We start from the raw sequence: 19,901 nt of genomic DNA, 5'->3' as shown, positions 1-19,901 counted from the left end.
CCGGGGTCGAGCACCACGCCCGTCCCCGAGTCCGTCGAAGGGTCGTCGCGGGCCCGCAGCATCGTCTTCGCGGCGAATCCCGTCGCCTGATCAGGAGGTCCACCCATGGCCGGACGCAACAACGGCATCATCGATCCCCCCATCGACAACCTGCTGGAGCGCGTCGACTCCAAGTACGAGCTCGTGATCTACGCCGCCAAGCGCGCTCGTCAGATCAACGACTACTACTCCGACCTGCACGAGGGGAACCTCTTCGACAACGTGGGCCCGCTCGTCGACTCCTCGGTCGAGGACAAGCCGCTCACCATCGCCCTGCACGAGATCAACGAGGACAAGCTCCGCCTGCGTCACGCGGAGTAACTCGACGACCGCGCCGCCCCGACGTCGGTGGCGCGGTCCAGAATGGGTGCCACACCCTCCCACCGTCCGTCCCCGTTCTGGAGCATCGATGAGCGCGCTGCGTCTGTTCACGTCCGAGTCCGTCACTGAAGGGCATCCGGACAAGATCTGCGACCAGATCTCGGACAGCATCCTCGACGGGCTCCTCGCGAAGGATCCCGGTTCCCGGGTCGCGGTCGAGACGCTCGTCACGACCGGCCTCGTCCACGTGGCGGGGGAGATCCGGACCGACGCCTACGTCGACATCCCGACGATCGTCCGCCAGGTCGTGAACGGCATCGGCTACACCTCCTCCGACACCGGCTTCGACGGCGACTCCTGCGGCGTCAGCGTCTCGGTGGGGGAGCAGTCCACCGACATCGCCCACGGCGTCGACAACGCTCAGGAGCACCGTGACGGCTCGTCTGTGGATCCGCTCGACGGTCTCGGCGCCGGAGACCAGGGCATCATGTTCGGGTTCGCCACCAACGAGACCCCGCAGCTCATGCCGATGGCCGCATGGACCGCGCACCGCATCGCCGAGCGGCTGACGGAGGTGCGCCGCAGCGGGCTGCTGCCCTTCCTGCGCCCGGACGGGAAGACGCAGGTCACCCTCGGGTACGACGGCTTCACCCCGAAGACCGTCGACGCCGTCGTGCTGTCCACCCAGCACAACCCGGACATCGCCCAGGACGACCTCAAGGCGCAGATCCGCGAGCACGTCATCGATCCCGTCCTCGCCACGACGGGCCTCGACCTCGACGACGTCACGTACTACATCAACCCGGCGGGCCCCTTCGTCACCGGCGGTCCCAAGGGCGACGCCGGGCTCACGGGTCGCAAGATCATCATCGACACGTACGGCGGCGCCGCACGACACGGCGGCGGCGCCTTCAGCGGCAAGGACCCGTCGAAGGTCGACCGCTCGGGCGCGTACGCGACCCGCTGGGTCGCCAAGAACGCGGTCGCCGCGGGTCTCGCCGACCGCCTCGAGGTGCAGGTCGCCTACGCGATCGGCGTCGCGCGACCGGTCGGCCTGTACGTGGAGACGTTCGGCACCGGACGGGTGTCCGACGAGGTCATCACCCGGGCCATCGACGAGGTGTTCGACCTCCGGCCGCAGGCCATCATCGAGCAGCTCGACCTCCTGCGTCCGATCTACGCGCAGACGGCCGCGTACGGGCACTTCGGCCGGGAGCTGCCGGACTTCACATGGGAGCGGACGGACCGGGCCGAGGAGCTGCGGCGCGCTGCCGGGCTCTGAGGGGCCTGCGGTGCTGATCTCTCCGGAGAGCCGGCGCATCGCGCGGGTGCTCCTCGAGTCGCCGCTGCCGCAGCTCGACCGCCTGTTCGACTACGCCCTCCCGCCGGAGCTCGGTGACATCGAGCCCGGGGTCCGCGTGCGCGTGCCCCTGCGGACCGCGGGGCGCGTGGTCGACGGATTCGTGGTGGAACTGGGCGTGGAGGACGACGCCGATCGGCCGCTCTCCGAGGTCGAGAGCATCGTGTCGAACATCCCCGTGCTGCCGGATCGCCTGTACCGACTGGCGCGGCGCGTCGCGGATCGCGCGGCAGGGTCGGCGTCCGACGTGCTGCGGCTGGTGATCCCGAAGCGGCAGGTGCGGGTCGAGAAAGCCTGGACCGCCGACGCCCCGACGCCGCTGCTCGAACCCGAGGCTCACGACGCGGCCACGTCCGTCGTCGCACTCTATGACGGACTGCAGGCGGTGCTCGACGAGAGCGGTCGTGCGGCCGTCGAGGCCATCCCGCAGCTCACCGACGACATGCCGGGCTGGGCGCGGATGCTCGCCGCCGCCGCGGCCACGACGCTCGCGGCCGGGAAGTCGAGCATCCTCGTCGTGCCCGACCATCGCGATCTCGATCGACTCCTCGCGGCCCTCGACGGGTTCGTCCCCGCGGAGGCGATCGCACGGTACGACTCGCGACAGACCAACCCGGATCGCTACCGCTCCTTCCTGCGCACGCTCGAGGACGCGCCCTGCATCGTCGTCGGGAACAGGTCCGCGGTGTACGCCCCCGTCGTCCCCGGTCTCGTGGCGATGTGGGACGACGGCGACAGTCTGCTGGGCGAGCCGCTCGCACCCTACGTCCACGCCCGGGATGCGGCGCTGCTGCGGCAGGAGGCGGAGGGCTCGGCCCTGCTCTTCGCCGGTCATACGCGGACGACCGAGGTCGAGCGGCTCGTCGTGCACGGCTGGCTGCGGGATATCCGCGCGACCCGGCGCGTGCTCCCGCGTGTCGTGCTCAGCACTCCCCAGGAGATGGAGCAGCCGACGCCGCAGCGCATGCCATCGTCGGCCTTCCTCGCCGCCCGGAACGCGGCCGCGGACGGGCCGGTGCTCATCCAGGTCTCGCGGCCCGGCTTCGCGCCGTCGCTCGTCTGCGCCGACTGCCGAGCTCCCGCCCGATGCCCGCACTGCGGCGGCCCCCTCGGCGCCCGCCATCGCGGCGCGGTCCCGGTCTGCGGGTGGTGCGGGCGCGGTGCCAGGGCATGGACGTGCCCGGCGTGTTCCTCGACCCGTCTCCGACTCGCCTCGTCGGGAAGCGAACGGACAGCCGATGAGCTGGGCCGCGCCTTCCCCGGTGTCCGCGTCATCGTCGCCGACGGCAGTCACCCGGTGGAGCGCGTCGATGCGCGTCCAGCCCTCGTGGTCGCCACTCGTGGCGCCGAGCCGCTCGCGGAAGGCGGCTACCGGGCCGTCGTCCTGCTCGACGGCCCGCGGATGCTGCAGGCGCCGGATCTGCGCATCGGCGAAGCGTGTCTGCGGTGGTGGTCGAATGCCGCCGCCCTGGCCGCCCCCGGCGCTCCGGTCCACCTCGTCGGCGTCGACGGCGCCGTCGCCAGAGCGCTGGCCACCTGGAACCAGGCCGCCTACGCGCGCACGGAGCTGGAGCACCGCGCACCGCTGCACATGCCCCCGACCGCGCGGGTCGCGCTCGTGGAAGGGTCAGCGGCCGCCGTCGCTCGCGCCCTGGAGGCGCTGTCCGAACTCTCCCTGCCCGCGGACGCGGTGCTCGGCCCCGTCCCCGTCGAGTCCGACGACGTCCCGCCGCGGGTCCGTGCTCTCGTGCGCTTTGACTACGGCGCGGGGAGCCGCGTCGCGACCACCCTCCGTGCTGCCGTCGTGGCCGAGGCGGTGAGCGGCCGCCGAGGCCGCACCAAGGCCGCCCGCAGCACGCTCTCGGTCCGCCTCGATATCCTCGATCCAGAACTCTGACCCTTCCGGAGAACCTTCATGCGCCTCGTCTTCGCCGGCACTCCCGCCGCCGCGGTCCCCACTCTGCGACGCCTCGCCGCCGAGCACGACATCGTTGCCGTGGTGACGCGCCCGGACGCCCCCCTCGGGCGCAAGCGTGTGCTGACCCCGTCGCCGGTCGCTCAGGCTGCGGTTGAGCTTGGCCTGCCGGTCATCCACGCTGCCCGGCTGGACGAGGCGGTGACGACCGAGATCGCGGCCCTGCGCCCGGAGCTCGGCGTGATCGTCGCGTACGGCGGACTCGTCCGCGAGCCGCTGCTGTCCACGCCGGAGGCCGGGTGGATCAATCTGCACTTCTCGCTGCTGCCGGCGTGGCGCGGTGCCGCTCCGGTGCAGCGCGCCCTGATCGCCGGAGATCCGGTCCTCGGTGCGAGCGTCTTCCAGCTCGTCCCCGAGCTCGATGCCGGCGACGTGTTCGCGATGCGTGCCGTCGAACTCCCGGGCACATCAACGGCGGGGGAGGCGCTGGAGGCCCTGGCACTCGACGGCGCCGCTCTCACCGCCGACGTGGTCGCTGCGATCGCGGACGGCAGCGCCCGCGCCGTGCCGCAGGAGGGCGAGCCGACGTTCGCCGGCAAGCTGACGCTCGAAGACGGTCTCCTCGACTTCCGCGAGCCGTTCGACGCCGTGTACGCCCGGTTTCGCGGAGTCACGCCGGAGCCGGGAGCGCACACGACGATCGACGGTCAGCGGCTCAAGATCCTCGAGGCGCGACCCGCCGGTGCCGAGGCGGAGGATCTGTCGTCGGGCGCCATGGCGGGCACGCGAGCGGAGGTCCTCATCGGGACGGCCACCGCGCCGCTGGCGGTCACCCGGCTGCAGCCCGCGGGCAAGGGCCCCATGAACGCCGCGGACTGGTGGCGGGGCCTGCAGGGCGCGACTCCGGTAGCCGGCTCGTGAACGCGAACGACGGACGGCGCCCCGGCTCGGGTCGGCAGCACGACGGCCGGGCCCGGAACGGAGGCGGCCGCGGCCCGAACCGGTCGGTCCAGCCGGCGCGCCGCGTGGCCTACGACGTGCTCAGGGCGGTGTCGGACTCCGACGCCTACGCCAACCTGCTCCTGCCGACGGCGATCGCCGAGGCGGGCCTGAACCCGCAGGACGCGGCTCTCGCAACCGAGCTGACCTACGGCACGCTCCGCCGCCGGGGCACGTACGACGCGATCATCGCCGCCGCGGCGGACCGCCCCGCCGACGCGATCGACCCCGTGGTGCTCGACGCCCTCCGGCTCGCGGTGCATCAGCTCCTCGCGACACGGGTGGCCTCGCACGCGGCCGTGAACGAATCGGTGAACCTCGTGGCCCTCACGGCGGGACGCGGGGCATCGAGCTTCGCCAACGCGGTGCTCCGGCGGATCGCCCGCGAATCGCCGGGCGAGTGGCTCGCGCGCATCGAGGCGGCAGCGCGATCGGACGACGAACGCCTGGCCCTCCGCGCCGCGCACCCGGTCTGGATCATCCGGGCGCTACGGCGCGCCCTCGCCGCTGAGGGGCGGGTCGAGGAACTGGACGCCCTGCTGGAGGCCGACAACGTCTCGCCCGAGGTCACGCTCGTCGCCCTTCCCGGTCTGGCAAAGCCCCAGGAGCCGCGCCGGCCCTACGCCGCCACGGCTTTCGCGTCTCCGGGAGGCGATCCGCGCCTCGCGTTGACCGCCTCCGACGGCGCGGTCCGGGTGCAGGACGAGGGGTCTCAGCTCGTCGCGCTCGCGCTGACCGCGGCGACGCCGCTGCGCACAGGGGAGCGGTGGCTCGATCTCTGCGCGGGCCCCGGCGGGAAGACCGCCCTGCTCGCTGCCGTCGCCCGGCAGAACGACGCCGTCCTGGAAGCCAACGAGGTGGTGCCCGCCCGCGCCAGGCTCGTGCGCAACGCCCTGCGCGCCGTTCCGGGCGAGGTCACCGTGCACGAGCGGGACGGCCGGGAGCTGGCGGCCGAGCGGCCGGACGCGTTCGATCGGATCCTCGTGGACGCGCCCTGCACCGGCCTCGGCGCCCTCCGTCGGCGCCCGGAGGCCCGATGGCGCAAGTCCCCGGCAGACGTCGCCGAGCTCGTGCCGCTGCAGGTCGGCCTGCTCACGGCGGCTGTGGACGCTCTCGCACCGGGAGGCGTCGTCGCGTACGTCACCTGTTCTCCCCATCTCGCGGAGACCACGGCGGTGGTCGAGGAGGTGCGGCGCATCCGCCCGGAGCTCGTCGAGCTCGATGCGCGTGCGGTGCTGCACGGCGTGGCGCAGTCGCCGATCGATCTCGCCGACGACGGGCGGGCGCAGACGGGCAGCGCTCAGCTCTGGCCGCATCGGCACGGCACCGATGCGATGTTCCTCGCACTCCTGCAGCGACCGCTGGAGGCGACAGACGCCCCGAAGGAAGGTTGAGACCATGGATCTGCCCCGCGCCCCGCGCATCAACCCCAGCATCCTCGCCGCCGACTTCGTCAACATGCAGGCGGAGCTCGCCCGCATCGCGACCGCCGACTTCGCGCACGTCGACGTCATGGACAACCACTTCGTCCCGAACCTCACGTTCGGCCCGCAGATGGTCCAGCGCATCCAGGAGACCAGCCCGGTCCCGCTGGACGTGCATCTCATGATCACGGATCCGGATCGCTGGGCCCCGGGCTACGCCGAGCTGGGCGCCGCGAGCGTGACCTTCCACCTGGAGGCGGCGGGGGAGCCGGTGGCTCTCGCGCGGCGGCTGCGCGACATCGGCGCCCGTGCCGGGGTCGCGGTCAAGCCCGCGACTCCTGTCGAGGGACTCTTCGACCTGCTGGACGAGTTCGACCAGATCCTCGTGATGACCGTCGAGCCGGGGTTCGGCGGACAGGGCTTCCTGCCCGAGACCATGCCGAAGCTGCAGGCGCTCTCCGCCGAGGCGCGGCGCCGCGGCTCGTCCGTCTGGCTCCAGGTCGACGGCGGCATCTCCGCCGCGACGATCGCCCAGGCGGCCGAAGCGGGAGCCGACACCTTCGTCGCCGGATCCGCGGTCTACGGTGCGGACGACGTGGAGGCGGCCGTCACCCGGCTCAGGGACCTCGCGCGAGCCGGTAGCCTGGAGGGGTGAAGACTTTCGACGAGCTGTTCGCCGAGCTCAGCGTCAAGGCCGAGACCCGACCCGAGGGATCGGGCACCGTGGCGGAGCTCGACGGCGGCGTGCATGCGATCGGCAAGAAGATCGTCGAAGAGGCCGCCGAGGTCTGGATGGCGGCGGAGTACGAGTCGGATGCCGCTGCCGCCGAGGAGATCTCCCAGCTCCTCTACCACCTGCAGGTGATGATGCTCGCGAAGGGCCTCTCCCTGCAGGACGTCTACCGACATCTGTGATGCGCTCCGGTCCCACTCCTTCGAACTGAAAGCCGATCATGCTGCGCATCGCCGTTCCCAACAAGGGCTCGCTCTCCGAGACCGCCGCCGAGATGCTCGCGGAGGCGGGCTACGCCGGCCGCCGCGACCCCAAGACCCTGCATGTCATCGACGCCGAGAACGACGTCGAGTTCTTCTTCCTCCGCCCGCGCGACATCGCCACCTATGTGGCCTCCGGAGCCCTCGATGTGGGGATCACCGGTCGTGATCTCCTCCTCGACGTGCAGCAGCCGGCGCGCGAGATCGAGCAGCTCGGTTTCGGGGCGTCCACGTTCCGCTTCGCCGGTCCTCCCGGACGCTTCACCTCCGTCCAGGACCTCGACGGCGTCCGCGTCGCCTCCGCCTATCCGGGTCTGGTGGGATCCTTCCTCCGCGACCAGGGCGTGAACGCCGAGCTCGTGCAGCTCGACGGTGCCGTGGAGTCCGCGGTACGCCTCGGCGTCGCCGACGCGGTCGCCGACGTCGTGTCCACCGGGACCACGCTCCGGCAGGCCGGGCTGGAGATCTTCGGCCCCGTGATCCTGGAGTCCGAGGCCGTGCTCATCAGTCGTCCCGGCGAGGCCGACGGCGTCGACACGCTGCTGCGGCGGCTCCGCGGCGTGATGGTGGCGCGCCGCTACGTGCTCCTCGACTACGACCTCCCCACCGAGCTGGTCGATCAGGCCGTGGCCATCGCCCCCGGCCGGGAGTCCGCGACGATCTCGCCGCTCCGCGATCCGTCCTGGGTGGCGGTCCGCGTGATGATCCCGCGGCGTCGCGTCAACCAGGTGATGGACGACCTCTACGCCCTCGGCGCCCGGGCCATCCTGGTCACCGCGATCCACGCGGCGAGGCTCTGATGACCCTCGCGAGTCGCGTCATCCCCTGCCTGGACGTCGCGGACGGCCGCGTCGTCAAGGGCGTCAACTTCGAGAACCTCCGCGACATGGGCGATCCGGTCGAGCTCGCCCGCCACTACGCCGCCCAGGGCGCCGACGAGATCACGTTCCTGGACGTCACCGCGACGGTGGATGCGCGGGCCACGACCTACGACGTCGTGCAGCGCACCGCGGAGCAGGTCTTCGTGCCGCTGACGGTGGGAGGCGGGGTGCGCAGCGTCGACGACGTCGCGCGGCTCCTCGCGGTCGGTGCGGACAAGGTCGGCGTGAACTCCGCGGCGATCGCCCGTCCTGAGCTCATCGGCGAGATCGCGGATCGCTTCGGTGCCCAGGTGCTCGTGCTCTCGCTCGACGTCAAGCGCGCCGACACCACGCGATCCGGCTTCGTCGTCACCACGCACGGCGGCCGTACGCAGACCACGCTGGATGCGCTCGACTGGGCGCGCGAGGCGTCCGAGCGCGGCGCGGGGGAGCTGCTCGTGAACTCGATCGACGCCGACGGCACCCGCGACGGCTTCGATCTCGAGCTCGTCCGCCTCATGCGCGAGGTGGCGCCGATCCCGGTGATCGCCTCCGGCGGTGCAGGGCGGGCGACCGACTTCGCACCGGCTATCAAAGCGGGAGCCGACGCGGTGCTCGCGGCGAGCGTGTTCCACACCGGGGCTCTGACCGTCGGCGACGTGAAGGACGCGCTGCGCGCGGAAGGAGTGCTCGTCCGATGACCGATACACCGAAGCAGGTCTCCGTCGACGACCGCATCGCACAGGTCGCCTTCAACGCCGACGGGCTCGCCCCGATCATCGTGCAGCAGTGGGATTCGCGCGAGGTGCTCATGCTCGCGTGGGTGGACGCCGAGGCGCTGCGCCGCACGCTCACCTCCGGTCGTGCGACCTACTGGTCCCGCTCCCGCCAGGAGTACTGGCGCAAGGGTGACACGTCCGGCCACATCCAGGTCGTGCGGGAGGCCCGGCTCGACTGCGACGGGGATGCGCTCCTGCTCCTCGTCGACCAGACCGGCCCCGCATGCCATACCGGCACGCGGACGTGCTTCGACACCACCGACCTGGACGCCGTCGACGGGGTGAGCGCCTCGTGAGCATCGCGCAGCGCGGCCGCTCCCTCTCCGTGACGGGATTCCTGCTGGCCGGCGCCATCGGCATCATCTCCTCCACGCAGACCTGGTTCACCGTGCAGCGCGCGGATGCGGGGGAGGACATCCTCGTCCCTGGTGCCTCCGCCCTCGTGCTGCTCGCCCCGCTGAGCCTCGCCGTGCTCGCCCTCGGTGCAGCACTCGCGATCGCCGGCCGTGCCGTGCGCATCGTCTTCGGTGTGCTGGCTGCCGCGGCGGCGCTGTTCCTGGGGTGGTCCACGTTGCAGCTGCTCCTCGGCGACGCGTACGGCGCCGTGGCCGCGACGGTCACCGAGACGACCGGGCTCGCCGGGAGCGGAGCCGTCCACGAGGTCGCGGCGAGCATCGTGCCGTCGGCCTGGCCGTACCTCGCCCTCGTCGGCTGGGCGATCCTGCTCGCGGCCGCGGTCCTCGTGCTGACGACCTGGCGACGCTGGAAGGTCGGCGGTCGGCGCTACCGCACCGACACGCCCGCCGAGGCGCGGCATGATGGTCCCGTCGACGCGGTCGATTCCTGGGACGAGCTGTCCCGCGGGTCCGACCCGACACGCTGACCCCGATAGACTGAATCCAGATCCCACGTCGTCCCCCGGAGGAGAACATGACCAACCCGATCGCTGACCCCGGCCACGGACACTCGCCTGCGGCCTGGACCGCCGTCGTGATCATGCTCGTCGGCTTCGCCGCCGCGACCGTCGCGTTCTGCTTCGAGCAGCCGACCCTGGTGTGGATCTCCGCCGCGCTGATCCCGATCGGGGCGATCGTCGGCTGGGTGCTCGCGAAGGCGGGATACGGCGTGAAGGGTCCCAAGTACGCTCCGAAGGCGCACTAGTGGTCCTCGCCGACCTGACGGCCGGCGCTGTCGCAGACGCCGAGCGTCGTTCCGAGTCCCGTCCGCTCTCGGTCGTGGAGCGTGACGCCCTCGCGCGCCCCGCGGCGAAGGACGCGCTGTCGTTCCTCGCTCCCGCCGACCGGGTGAAGATCATCGCCGAGGTGAAGCGGGCGAGTCCATCCCGCGGTGCCCTCGCGGAGATCCCGGATCCCGCGCACCAGGCTGCGCTCTACGAGACCGGCGGCGCCTCTGCGATCAGCGTCCTCACGGAGGAGCGCCGCTTCGGCGGCAGTCTGGCCGATCTGGAGGCGGTCACCGCCCGGGTCTCGCTGCCGGTTCTCCGGAAGGACTTCATCGCCACTCGGTACCAGGTGCTGGAGGCCCGTGCCGCGGGTGCCGATCTCGTGCTCCTGATCGTCGCGGGCCTGGAGCCCGACGTCCTCCGCGACTTGTACGGGTTCATCCTCGAGCTCGGCATGACCCCGCTCGTGGAGACCCACTCCGCGGACGAGCTGGACGCCGCGATCGATCTCGGCGCCGCCCTGATCGGCGTGAACGCCCGCAATCTCAAGACCCTCGAGCTCGACCGCGATCTGTTCGGCCGGCTCGTGGGCCGCATCCCCGACTCGGCGATCAAGATCGCGGAGTCCGCGGTGCTCACCCCGGCCGACGTCGCGCACTACCGTTCGGCCGGTGCCGATGTCGTGTTGATCGGGGAGGCCCTGGTGACCGGAGACCCGGTCGCCACTCTCGAGAGCTTCCTGGAGGCGAAGTGAGTCTGCGCGACCAGCACGGTCCGTTCTTCGGCGAGTTCGGAGGACGGTACATGCCGGAATCCCTGGTCGCCGCGATCGACGAGCTCACCGTCGCGTACGAGGAGGCCATCGCCGACCCGGAGTTCCGAGCCGAGCTCTCCCATCTGCTGTCGTCCTATGCCGGGCGCCCCTCCGCGCTCACCGAGGTGCCCCGGTTCGCCGAGCACGCGGGCGGCGCGCGGGTCTTCCTCAAGCGCGAGGACCTCAACCACACCGGTTCGCACAAGATCAACAACGTGCTGGGCCAGGCCCTGCTCACCAAGCGCCTCGGCAAGACTCGGGTCATCGCCGAGACCGGAGCGGGTCAGCACGGCGTCGCGACGGCGACCGCTGCGGCGCTGTTCGGGCTGGACTGCACCATCTACATGGGCGAGGTCGACACCGAGCGGCAGGCGCTGAACGTCGCCCGCATGCGTCTGCTGGGCGCCGAGGTCGTCGCGGTGACTTCCGGATCGCGCACGTTGAAGGACGCGATCAACGACGCCTACCGCGATTGGGTGGCCTCGGTCGAGACCACCAACTACATCTTCGGCACCGCCGCGGGCCCGCACCCGTTCCCGGCGATGGTCCGCGACTTCCAGAAGATCATCGGGGAGGAGGCCCGCGCCCAGATCCTCGACGAGGTCGGCCGGCTCCCGGACGCCGTCGTCGCCTGTGTCGGTGGCGGGTCCAACGCGATCGGCATGTTCGATGCGTTCCTGGACGACGAGGGCGTGCGGCTGTACGGCGTGGAGGCGGCGGGCGACGGCGTCGACACCGACAAGCACGCCGCCTCCATCGAGCGCGGTCGGCCCGGCGTGCTGCACGGCGCGAAGACGTACGTGCTGCAGGACGAAGACGGCCAGACGGTCGAATCGCACTCGATCTCCGCGGGTCTCGACTACCCGGGCGTGGGCCCTGAGCACTCCTGGCTGGCCGACATCGGTCGCGCCGAGTACATCCCGGCCACCGACGACGAAGCGATGCAGGCCCTGCGGCTGCTCAGCCGGACCGAGGGGATCATCCCCGCCATCGAGTCGGCCCATGCCCTCGCCGGCGCGCTGCGGATCGGCCGCGAGCTCGGCCCCGACGGCCTGATCGCGATCTGCCTCTCCGGTCGCGGCGACAAGGACATGGACACCGCCGCCCGCTACTTCGAGCTCTACGACGAGGACGCCCTCGCGCACGACGTGTCCGACGAGAGCGCCGCCGAGGACGCGGCCTCGAAGGGAGAGCCGCAGCTGTGAGCCGCGTCGAACAGGCCATCCAGCGTGCGCACGACGCCGGCCGCAGCGCCTTCGTCGGCTACCTGCCCGTCGGCTTCCCCGACCTGGAGACCAGCATCCAGGCCGCGATCGCCCTCGCCGAGAACGGCGTGGACATCATCGAGCTCGGCCCGCCCTACAGCGATCCCGTCATGGACGGCGCCATCATCCAGGAGGCGACGACCAAGGCCCTCGCTGCGGGCTTCCGGATGAAGGACCTCTTCACGGCGATCCGTGCGATCACCGCTGCCACCGACGTCCCCGTCCTCGTGATGACCTACTGGAACCCGGTGCTGCAGTACGGGGTGGACCGGTATGCCGAGGACCTGCTCGCCGCGGGCGGCGCGGGTCTGATCACCCCGGACATCACCCCGGAGGCCGCAGGCGAGTGGATGGCGGCCAGCGAGCGGCTCGGTCTCGACCGGGTCTTCCTCGCGGCTCCGACCTCGTCTGACGAGCGCCTCGACCTCGTCGTGCGGTCCTCGACGGGCTTCGTCTACACCGTCTCGACCATGGGCATCACGGGGGAGCGGGCCGAGCTCGACCGTGCGGCGCGCACCCTCGTGTCGCGGCTCCGCGACCACGGCGCCCGCCGCGCCTGCGTCGGCATCGGCATCTCGACGCCGGAGCAGATCGCGGGCGTGTCCGAGTATGCCGACGGGGCCATCGTGGGCACCGCGCTCGTCCGCGCCCTCCGCGACGGCGGCGTGCCGGCCCTCGCCGAAGTCACCCGAACCCTGGCCGCCGGCACCGCGTCGGCGCGCTTCGCCTCAGAGAAGTAGGATCGCACTCATGTCCTCCGCGCTCCACAGCACCGCCGCCAGCGTGCTCGCCAGCATCCCGAGCCCGTCCGTCTCGTACATCGATCTCGGCCCGCTCCGGATCCACTTCTACGCGCTGTGCATCATCGCCGGCATCATCGTCGCCGTGCTGATGACGAACCACCGTCTCACCAAGCGCGGCGCAGAGCCGTGGGTGGTCATCGACATCTCCATCCTCGCGGTGCCGCTCGCCATCATCGGCGCGCGCATCTTCCACGTGCTCACCCACCCGAACTTCTACTTCGGCGAGGGCAAGAACACCTGGAACCCGTTCGAACCGGGCTCGGTCTGGGCGATCTGGGAGGGTGGCATCGCGATCTTCGGTGCGCTCATCGGCGGTGCCGTCGGCGCCTACCTGGGCTGCCGGTGGACGGGCATCCGCTTCTGGACGTTCGCGGACGCGCTGGCTCCCGGACTGCTCCTCGCGCAGGCGATGGGCCGGTTCGGCAACTGGTTCAACAAGGAGCTCTACGGCCTGCCGACCGACCTGCCGTGGGGACTGGAGATCCCGTCCGACAACTCGGCCTTCCCTCCCGGTCTCCCCGAGGGCACCCTCTTCCACCCGACCTTCCTGTACGAGGTCATCTGGAACGGCCTCGGCGTCCTCGTGCTGCTGTGGCTCGGCCGGAAGCTGTTCTTCCAGTGGGGCCGTCTCTTCGCGATCTACCTCATCTGGTACAGCGCCGGACGCATCCTGTGGGAGTCGATCCGCATCGACCCGAGCGAGATCATCCTGGGCCTGCGCAGCAACGTCTGGGCCGCCATCATCGGCGTGGTCCTCGGCCTCGTCATCCTCGTGGTGCAGACGCGCCGTCACCCCGGTCTCGAGCCCTCGCCGTACCAGCCGGGCCGCGGACGGAAGGACGTGGACGCTGATGTACAATCGCAGGACAATCCCTCTGATTTCGTGGACGTGAGCGAGCCTCCGGCCGAAGAAGTCGCCGCCGGAGCCACTGCCACAAGCGCTGCTCCCTCGAGCGGGGACGGCTCCCGATAACGCCGACTCGCGGCGGGAGAACCATTGCACTGAACGAGCGGGCCGACGACGTCCCCGGGTTTCACTGAAGATCTGAGGACGGTAACTGGTGTACTTCCAGCCCCCTTACGGCGCCTCCGGCGCATACCCCCCGAAGCAGGGCATGTACAACCCGGCGTTTGAAAAGGACGCCTGCGGCCTGGCCATGGTGGCAACGCTGCGCGGCGAAGCCGGGCACGACATCATCGCGCTGGCCCTCGAGGCCCTGCGCAACCTGGAGCACCGCGGGGCCATCGGGTCCGATGCGGGCACCGGGGACGGAGCCGGCATCCTCACCCAGATGCCGGACGAGTTCCTCCGCGCGGTCACCGGCTTCGAACTGCCGCCCGTGGGGGAGTACGCGGCCGGGCTGGCCTTCCTTCCTCGCGATTCGAGCGAGCGCCGCCAGCAGAAGGCCGGGATCGAGAAGATCGCCCGCGCGGAGGGGCTCCGCGTCCTCGGCTGGCGCGAGGTCCCCACGGCCAACGAGAACCTCGGCAAGCTCGCCGACGAGGCCCGTCCGGCCTTCGAGCAGCTCTTCGTGAGCGCCGGCGGCGCCACCCTGGCCGATGCGCCGCTGACCGGCATCGCGCTCGATCGCGTCGCCTATCGCCTCCGCAAGCGGGCGGGCCACGAGCTCGGCGCCTACTTCGTCTCCCTGTCCAGCCGCACGCTCGGCTACAAGGGCATGGTCACCACGCTCCAGCTCGAGCCGTTCTACCCGGATCTGCAGGACGAGCGCTTCGCCTCCGAGCTCGCCGTCGTTCACTCGCGGTACTCGACGAACACGTTCCCGTCGTGGCCGCTCGCGCAGCCGCTGCGGATGCTGGCCCACAACGGCGAGATCAACACCGTCGGCGGCAACCGCAACTGGATGCGCGCCCGCCAGTCGCAGCTCGAGTCCGAGCTCCTCGGCGACATCTCGCCCCTGCTGCCCATCTGCACCGACGGCGCCAGCGACTCCGCCTCGTTCGACGAGGTGCTGGAGCTGCTCACCCTCACCGGCCGCAGCCTGCCGCACGCGATCATGATGATGGTGCCGGAGGCCTACGAGAAGCAGGCCGACATCTCGCCGGAGCTGCGCGCGTTCTACGAGTACCACTCCAACCAGATGGAGCCGTGGGACGGCCCGGCCGCCCTCATCTTCACCGACGGCACGCTCGTCGGCGCGACCCTCGACCGCAACGGCCTGCGCCCCGGACGCTGGACGGAGACCACCGACGGGCTCGTCGTCATCGGCTCCGAGACCGGTGTCCTGCACTTCGAGCCCGAGCGCATCAAGCGTCGCGGCCGGCTGCAGCCCGGCAAGATGTTCCTCGTCGACACTGCCCAGCGCCGGATCGTCGAGGACGAGGAGATCAAGCACGACCTCGCGACGATGCACCCGTGGCAGGAGTGGCTCGACGCCGGCTCCGTCCGCCTCGCCGACCTTCCCGAGCGGGAGCACATCGTGCACCCGCCCGCGTCGATCACCCGGCGACAGCGGACCTTCGGCTACACCGAGGAGGAGGTCCGCATCCTCCTCACCCCGATGGGCCAGACGGGTGTCGAGCCGCTGGGCGCGATGGGATCGGACACCCCGATCGCCGTGCTCAGCAAGCGCCCGCGGCTGCTCTTCGACTACTTCACGCAGCAGTTCGCGCAGGTGACCAACCCGCCGCTCGACTCGATCCGCGAAGAGGTCGTCACGAGCCTCAAGCTCGGTCTGGGACCTGAGGTCAATCTGCTGACCTGGGGTCCGGAGCACACGCGCACGGTGTCGCTCGACTTCCCGGTCATCGACAACGACGAGCTCGCGAAGATCCGGCACATCGACAAGGCGCTGCCCGGGCGTTCGAGCGCCACGATCCGCGGCCTCTACCACTTCGACGCGGGACCCCACACCCTCGCGGAGCGCCTCACCGAGATGTGCGCCGAGGTCGATCAGGCCATCGAGGACGGTGCGGAGTTCATCATCCTGTCCGACCGCGATTCGAACAAGGACCTCGTCCCGATCCCGTCGCTGCTCATGGTGTCGGCCATCCACCACCACCTCATCCGGCGCGAGAACCGGATGAAGGTCGGTCTGATCGTCGAGGCCGGCGACGTGCGCGAGGTGCACCACGTCGCGACGCTCATCGGCTACGGTGCCTCGGCGATCAACCCCTACCTCGCCATGGAGACGGTCGAGCACCTCGTGCGGACCGGCTACATCACGGGCATCTCCCCGGAGAAGGCGGTCAAGAACCTCATCTACGCGCTCGGCAAGGGCGTGCTGAAGATCATGTCGAAGATGGGCATCTCCACGGTGTCGTCCTATGCGGGAGCGCAGGTGTTCGAGGCGGTCGGCCTCAGCCCGGAGTTCATCGACGCCTACTTCACGCGTACCGAGTCGAAGCTGGGCGGAATCGGGATCGAGGAGATCTTCGCCGAGAACCAGGCCCGCCATGACTACGCCTACCCGGAGGATGCCGCGGCCCGTGCCCATGAGCGGCTGTGGACCGGTGGCGAGTACCAGTGGCGCCGCGACGGCTCTCCGCACCTCTTCAACCCGGAGACGGTGTTCAAGCTGCAGCACTCCACGCGGACCCGCCGTTACGACATCTTCCGCGAGTACACGAAGCTCGTCGACGACCAGGCGGCGGAGCTGAAGACGCTGCGCGGCCTGTTCTCGCTGCGGACCGGCACGCGCAAGCCCGTGCCGCTGGACGAGGTCGAGCCCGTCTCGGCGATCGTCAAGCGCTTCTCCACGGGGGCGATGAGCTACGGCTCCATCTCCAAGGAGGCGCACGAGACGCTCGCGATCGCGATGAACCGGATCGGCGGCAAGTCGAACACGGGGGAAGGTGGGGAAGACCCCGACCGTCTCGTCGACCCCGAGCGGCGCAGTGCGATCAAGCAGGTGGCCTCCGGTCGATTCGGCGTCACGAGCCTCTACCTCACCGAGGCCGACGACATCCAGATCAAGCTCGCCCAGGGCGCCAAGCCCGGTGAGGGCGGCCAGCTCCCGCCCACCAAGGTCTACCCGTGGGTCGCGCGGACCCGGCACGCCACTGCAGGGGTCGGCCTCATCTCGCCGCCACCGCATCACGACATCTACTCGATCGAAGACCTCAAGCAGCTCATCTTCGACCTGAAGCGGGCCAACCCCGAGGCGCGCATCCACACGAAGCTCGTCAGCCAGTCCGGCATCGGCGCGGTCTCGGCCGGTGTCGCCAAGGCGCTCAGCGATGTCATCCTCGTGTCCGGTCACGACGGCGGTACGGGCGCCAGCCCGCTGAACTCGCTGAAGCACGCCGGAACGCCATGGGAGCTCGGGCTCGCGGAGACGCAGCAGACGCTCATGCTCAACGGCATGCGCGACCGCGTCGTCGTGCAGGTCGACGGGCAGCTCAAGACCGGACGGGACGTCATCATCGGCGCCCTGCTCGGTGCCGAGGAGTTCGGCTTCGCCACCGCGCCCCTCGTGGTCAGCGGCTGCATCATGATGCGCGTCTGCCACCTCGACACCTGTCCGGTGGGCGTCGCCACGCAGAACCCCGTCCTGCGCGACCGGTTCACCGGCAAGCCCGAGTTCGTCGTGAACTTCATGGAGTTCATCGCCGAGGAGGTGCGCGAGCTGCTCGCCGAGCTCGGCTACCGTTCGATCGACGAGATCGTCGGTCGCACCGAGCTCCTGGAGACGAACGCGGCGATCGCGCATTGGAAGGCCGAGGGGCTCGACCTCAGCCCGGTGCTGGAGGGACCGGCGTTCCCGGCCGGCGAGCCGCGTCGCAGCGGCCGCGCCCAGGACCACGAACTCGACAAGCACTTCGACGTGCAGCTCATCGACATCGCGAAGGCGGCGCTGCTGAACGGAGAGCCCGTCATGGCGGAGCTCCCGATCGCCAACACCGAGCGCGCGGTCGGCACGATGCTCGGCCATCAGGTGACCTCGCGCCACGGCGCCACCGGACTGCCGAAGGAGACGATCGACGTCACCCTCACCGGCACGGCCGGGCAGTCGCTCGGGGCGTTCCTTCCGCCGGGCATCATCCTCCGGCTGGAGGGCGACGCGAACGACTACGTCGGCAAGGGACTCTCCGGTGGGGACATCACGATCCGGCCGCCCCGCCGCTCCGCGATCGCCCCGCACGAGAACGTCATCGCGGGCAACGTGATCGGGTACGGCGCCACGTCCGGCACCATGTTCATCTCCGGTGTGGTGGGCGAGCGCTTCCTCGTCCGCAACTCCGGTGCGACCGCGGTGGTCGAGGGCGTGGGCGACCACGCGCTCGAGTACATGACCGGCGGCCTCGCGGTGATCCTCGGATCGACCGGCCGCAACTTCGGCGCCGGCATGTCCGGGGGAGTGGCCTACGTGCACGCTCTGGACACCGCGAAGGTCAACGCGCAGTCGCTCGGCAGCGGCGAGCTGCGGCTCGAGCCGCTGGACCGCGCGGACCTCGAAGTGCTGCGCGGGCTGCTCGTGGAGCATGTGGAGCGCACGGCGTCCCCGCGCGCCGCCGCCCTGCTGGAGGACTTCGACGCCAGCGCGGCGGAGTTCGTGAAGGTGCTCCCGCGCGACTTCGCCGCCGTGCGCAGCATGCGCGAGGAGGCACTGGCCGAGGGGATCGACCCCGACGGCGACATCGTCTGGAACCGCATCCTGGAGGTGACCGGTGGCTGACCCCAAAGGCTTTCTGAAGGTGACCGAGCGGGAACTTCCCGCTCGCCGTCCGGTGCCCGTGCGCATCATGGACTGGAAAGAGGTGTACGAGCCCGGCGACAAGGCGGTGCTCCGTCGCCAGGCCAGTCGCTGCATGGACTGCGGCGTGCCCTTCTGCCACTCCGGCTGCCCCCTGGGCAACCTCATCCCGGAGTGGAACGACCTCACCTGGCGCGGGGAGGGGCGCGCGGCGATCGAGCGGCTGCACGCGACGAACAACTTCCCGGAGTTCACCGGACGGCTCTGCCCGGCCCCGTGCGAGAGCTCGTGCGTCCTCGGCATCAACCAGCCGGCCGTGACGATCAAGCAGATCGAGGTCTCCATCATCGACGAGGCCTTCGCCAAGGGCTGGGTCGAGCCGGAGCCGCCGGAGCGTCTGACGGGCAAGACCGTGGCCGTCGTGGGCTCGGGCCCCGCCGGTCTCGCGGCCGCCCAGCAGCTCACGCGCGCGGGGCACACCGTCGCCGTCTTCGAGCGTGACGACCGCATCGGCGGCCTGCTGCGCTACGGCATCCCGGACTTCAAGATGGAGAAGAGCCAGCTCGAAGCGCGCCTGCGCCAGATGCAGGAGGAGGGCACGCGGTTCCGTGCCGGCGTCGAGATCGGCAAGGACATCTCCTGGGCCGACCTGCGCGCCCGGTACGACGCGGTCGTGATCGCCACCGGCGCCACGCTCCCGCGCGACCTGCCGATCCCCGGTCGCGATCTTGACGGCGTCCACTTCGCGATGGAGTACCTCGTCGAGTCGAACCACGCGGTCGCCGGCGACACCGTCCCGGACCAGATCACCGCCGAGGGCAAGCACGTCATCGTCATCGGCGGCGGCGACACGGGCGCCGACTGCATCGGCACCGCGCACCGCCAGGGCGCGCTCAGCGTCACCAACCTCGCCATCGGCAAGCAGCCGAGCGAGACGCGGCCGGATCACCAGCCGTGGCCGATGATGCCGACGATCTTCGAGGTGGCCTCGGCTCACGAGGAGGGCGGAGAGCGGGTCTTCCTCGCCTCGACCGTGGAGTTCCTGTCGAACGACGTCGGCGAGGTCCGCGCGCTGCGCGTGGCCGAGACCGAGTACATCGACGGTCGCCGCGTGCCCAAGAGCGGCACGGAGCGGGAGATCCCGGCCGACCTGGTGCTCATCGCGATGGGCTTCACCGGACCGGAGCAGGACGGCTACACCGAGGACACCCGGCCGGAGGTGACCGAGCGCGGCGCCTTCCGTCGTGCCGCGAGCTACGAGTCGTCGATCCCTGGCGTGTTCGTCGCCGGCGATGCGGGACGCGGGCAGTCGCTCATCGTCTGGGCGATCGCGGAGGGCCGGGCGGCGGCGGCGAACGTCGACCGCTTCCTCATGGGCACCACCGTGCTGCCGGAGCCGGTGCGCCCGAGCGATGTCGCGATCGGCCTCCAGCCCGCGTAGGCTGAGGCCGGCAGTGTCGCCTGTTTGTAATCCCCCACTTCTACCCTG

The 19,901-nt window shown here is 70.9% G+C and carries 18 protein-coding genes; all 18 read left to right on the top strand.

The genetic code is table 11. The features are described from left to right. Positions 1 to 105: 105 nt before the first annotated feature. The 18 genes from rpoZ (at position 106) to B2W79_RS11560 (ending at position 19,853) form a co-directional block, all read left to right on the top strand. Positions 106 to 360, top strand: coding sequence for a DNA-directed RNA polymerase subunit omega (gene rpoZ, locus B2W79_RS11645; RefSeq protein WP_025103490.1), 255 nt, complete (start codon positions 106 to 108; stop codon positions 358 to 360). An 88-nt stretch (positions 361 to 448) separates the two neighbouring features. Then, a complete protein-coding gene (gene metK / locus B2W79_RS11640; protein ID WP_071328627.1) occupies positions 449 to 1,642 on the top strand; it encodes a methionine adenosyltransferase in 1,194 nt (397 codons plus the stop codon). Between the two features lie 16 nt (positions 1,643 to 1,658). Further along, on the top strand, positions 1,659 to 3,617 hold the full coding sequence (locus tag B2W79_RS11635; protein ID WP_292789820.1) for a primosomal protein N': 1,959 nt from the start codon (positions 1,659 to 1,661) through the stop codon (positions 3,615 to 3,617). 18 nt (positions 3,618 to 3,635) lie between these two features. Then, positions 3,636 to 4,556 carry a methionyl-tRNA formyltransferase gene (gene fmt, locus B2W79_RS11630; RefSeq protein ID WP_292789670.1) on the top strand — a complete coding sequence of 307 codons (921 nt, stop codon included), beginning with the start codon at positions 3,636 to 3,638 and terminating at the stop codon, positions 4,554 to 4,556. A 104-nt stretch (positions 4,557 to 4,660) separates the two neighbouring features. Continuing rightward, positions 4,661 to 6,028 (top strand): RsmB/NOP family class I SAM-dependent RNA methyltransferase, encoded by a 1,368-nt coding sequence (locus tag B2W79_RS11625; protein WP_292789817.1) that lies wholly within the window; start codon positions 4,661 to 4,663, stop codon positions 6,026 to 6,028. A 4-nt stretch (positions 6,029 to 6,032) separates the two neighbouring features. Further along, complete coding sequence (gene rpe, locus B2W79_RS11620) at positions 6,033 to 6,713, top strand: ribulose-phosphate 3-epimerase (RefSeq protein ID WP_071328625.1); 681 nt, start codon at positions 6,033 to 6,035, stop codon at positions 6,711 to 6,713. After that, the gene (locus B2W79_RS11615; RefSeq protein ID WP_071328624.1) at positions 6,710 to 6,973 is read left to right on the top strand and encodes a phosphoribosyl-ATP diphosphatase; all 264 of its coding nucleotides are present in this window, start codon (positions 6,710 to 6,712) and stop codon (positions 6,971 to 6,973) included. The genes rpe and B2W79_RS11615 overlap by 4 nt, the downstream gene beginning before the upstream one ends. 38 nt (positions 6,974 to 7,011) lie before the next feature. Beyond that, a complete protein-coding gene (gene hisG, locus B2W79_RS11610) occupies positions 7,012 to 7,851 on the top strand; it encodes an ATP phosphoribosyltransferase (protein ID WP_187661494.1) in 840 nt (279 codons plus the stop codon). Beyond that, positions 7,851 to 8,612: an imidazole glycerol phosphate synthase subunit HisF gene (gene hisF, locus B2W79_RS11605; RefSeq protein WP_071328622.1), complete on the top strand. Its 762-nt coding sequence runs from the start codon at positions 7,851 to 7,853 to the stop codon at positions 8,610 to 8,612. Before hisG ends, hisF begins: the two co-directional genes overlap by 1 nt. Beyond that, a complete protein-coding gene (gene hisI, locus B2W79_RS11600; RefSeq protein WP_292789664.1) occupies positions 8,609 to 8,986 on the top strand; it encodes a phosphoribosyl-AMP cyclohydrolase in 378 nt (125 codons plus the stop codon). Before hisF ends, hisI begins: the two co-directional genes overlap by 4 nt. Next, positions 8,983 to 9,573, top strand: coding sequence for a Trp biosynthesis-associated membrane protein (locus tag B2W79_RS11595; protein ID WP_292789662.1), 591 nt, complete (start codon positions 8,983 to 8,985; stop codon positions 9,571 to 9,573). The genes hisI and B2W79_RS11595 overlap by 4 nt, the downstream gene beginning before the upstream one ends. 47 nt (positions 9,574 to 9,620) lie before the next feature. Next, positions 9,621 to 9,851, top strand: a complete 231-nt coding sequence (locus B2W79_RS11590; RefSeq protein WP_071328620.1) for an HGxxPAAW family protein — start codon at positions 9,621 to 9,623, stop codon at positions 9,849 to 9,851. Beyond that, entirely contained in the window at positions 9,851 to 10,627 is a 777-nt protein-coding gene (gene trpC, locus B2W79_RS11585) for an indole-3-glycerol phosphate synthase TrpC (protein ID WP_292789660.1), read from the top strand. The genes B2W79_RS11590 and trpC overlap by 1 nt, the downstream gene beginning before the upstream one ends. Beyond that, complete coding sequence (gene trpB / locus B2W79_RS11580; protein WP_292789658.1) at positions 10,624 to 11,892, top strand: tryptophan synthase subunit beta; 1,269 nt, start codon at positions 10,624 to 10,626, stop codon at positions 11,890 to 11,892. The genes trpC and trpB overlap by 4 nt, the downstream gene beginning before the upstream one ends. Beyond that, positions 11,889 to 12,692, top strand: a complete 804-nt coding sequence (gene trpA, locus B2W79_RS11575; protein WP_292789656.1) for a tryptophan synthase subunit alpha — start codon at positions 11,889 to 11,891, stop codon at positions 12,690 to 12,692. The genes trpB and trpA overlap by 4 nt, the downstream gene beginning before the upstream one ends. 10 nt (positions 12,693 to 12,702) lie before the next feature. Next, on the top strand, positions 12,703 to 13,728 hold the full coding sequence (gene lgt / locus B2W79_RS11570; protein ID WP_292789654.1) for a prolipoprotein diacylglyceryl transferase: 1,026 nt from the start codon (positions 12,703 to 12,705) through the stop codon (positions 13,726 to 13,728). A gap of 142 nt (positions 13,729 to 13,870) precedes the next feature. Then, positions 13,871 to 18,394, top strand: coding sequence for a glutamate synthase large subunit (gene gltB / locus B2W79_RS11565; protein WP_292789815.1), 4,524 nt, complete (start codon positions 13,871 to 13,873; stop codon positions 18,392 to 18,394). Beyond that, the gene (locus B2W79_RS11560) at positions 18,387 to 19,853 is read left to right on the top strand and encodes a glutamate synthase subunit beta (RefSeq protein ID WP_292789652.1); all 1,467 of its coding nucleotides are present in this window, start codon (positions 18,387 to 18,389) and stop codon (positions 19,851 to 19,853) included. Before gltB ends, B2W79_RS11560 begins: the two co-directional genes overlap by 8 nt. Positions 19,854 to 19,901 lie beyond the last annotated feature (48 nt).

Source organism: Microbacterium sp. UBA7513 (assembly GCF_002478345.1).
Lineage (GTDB): Bacteria > Actinomycetota > Actinomycetes > Actinomycetales > Microbacteriaceae > Microbacterium.
The sequence above is the reverse complement of the archived record's forward strand: the minus strand, read 5'-3'. Positions and strand labels throughout refer to the sequence as shown.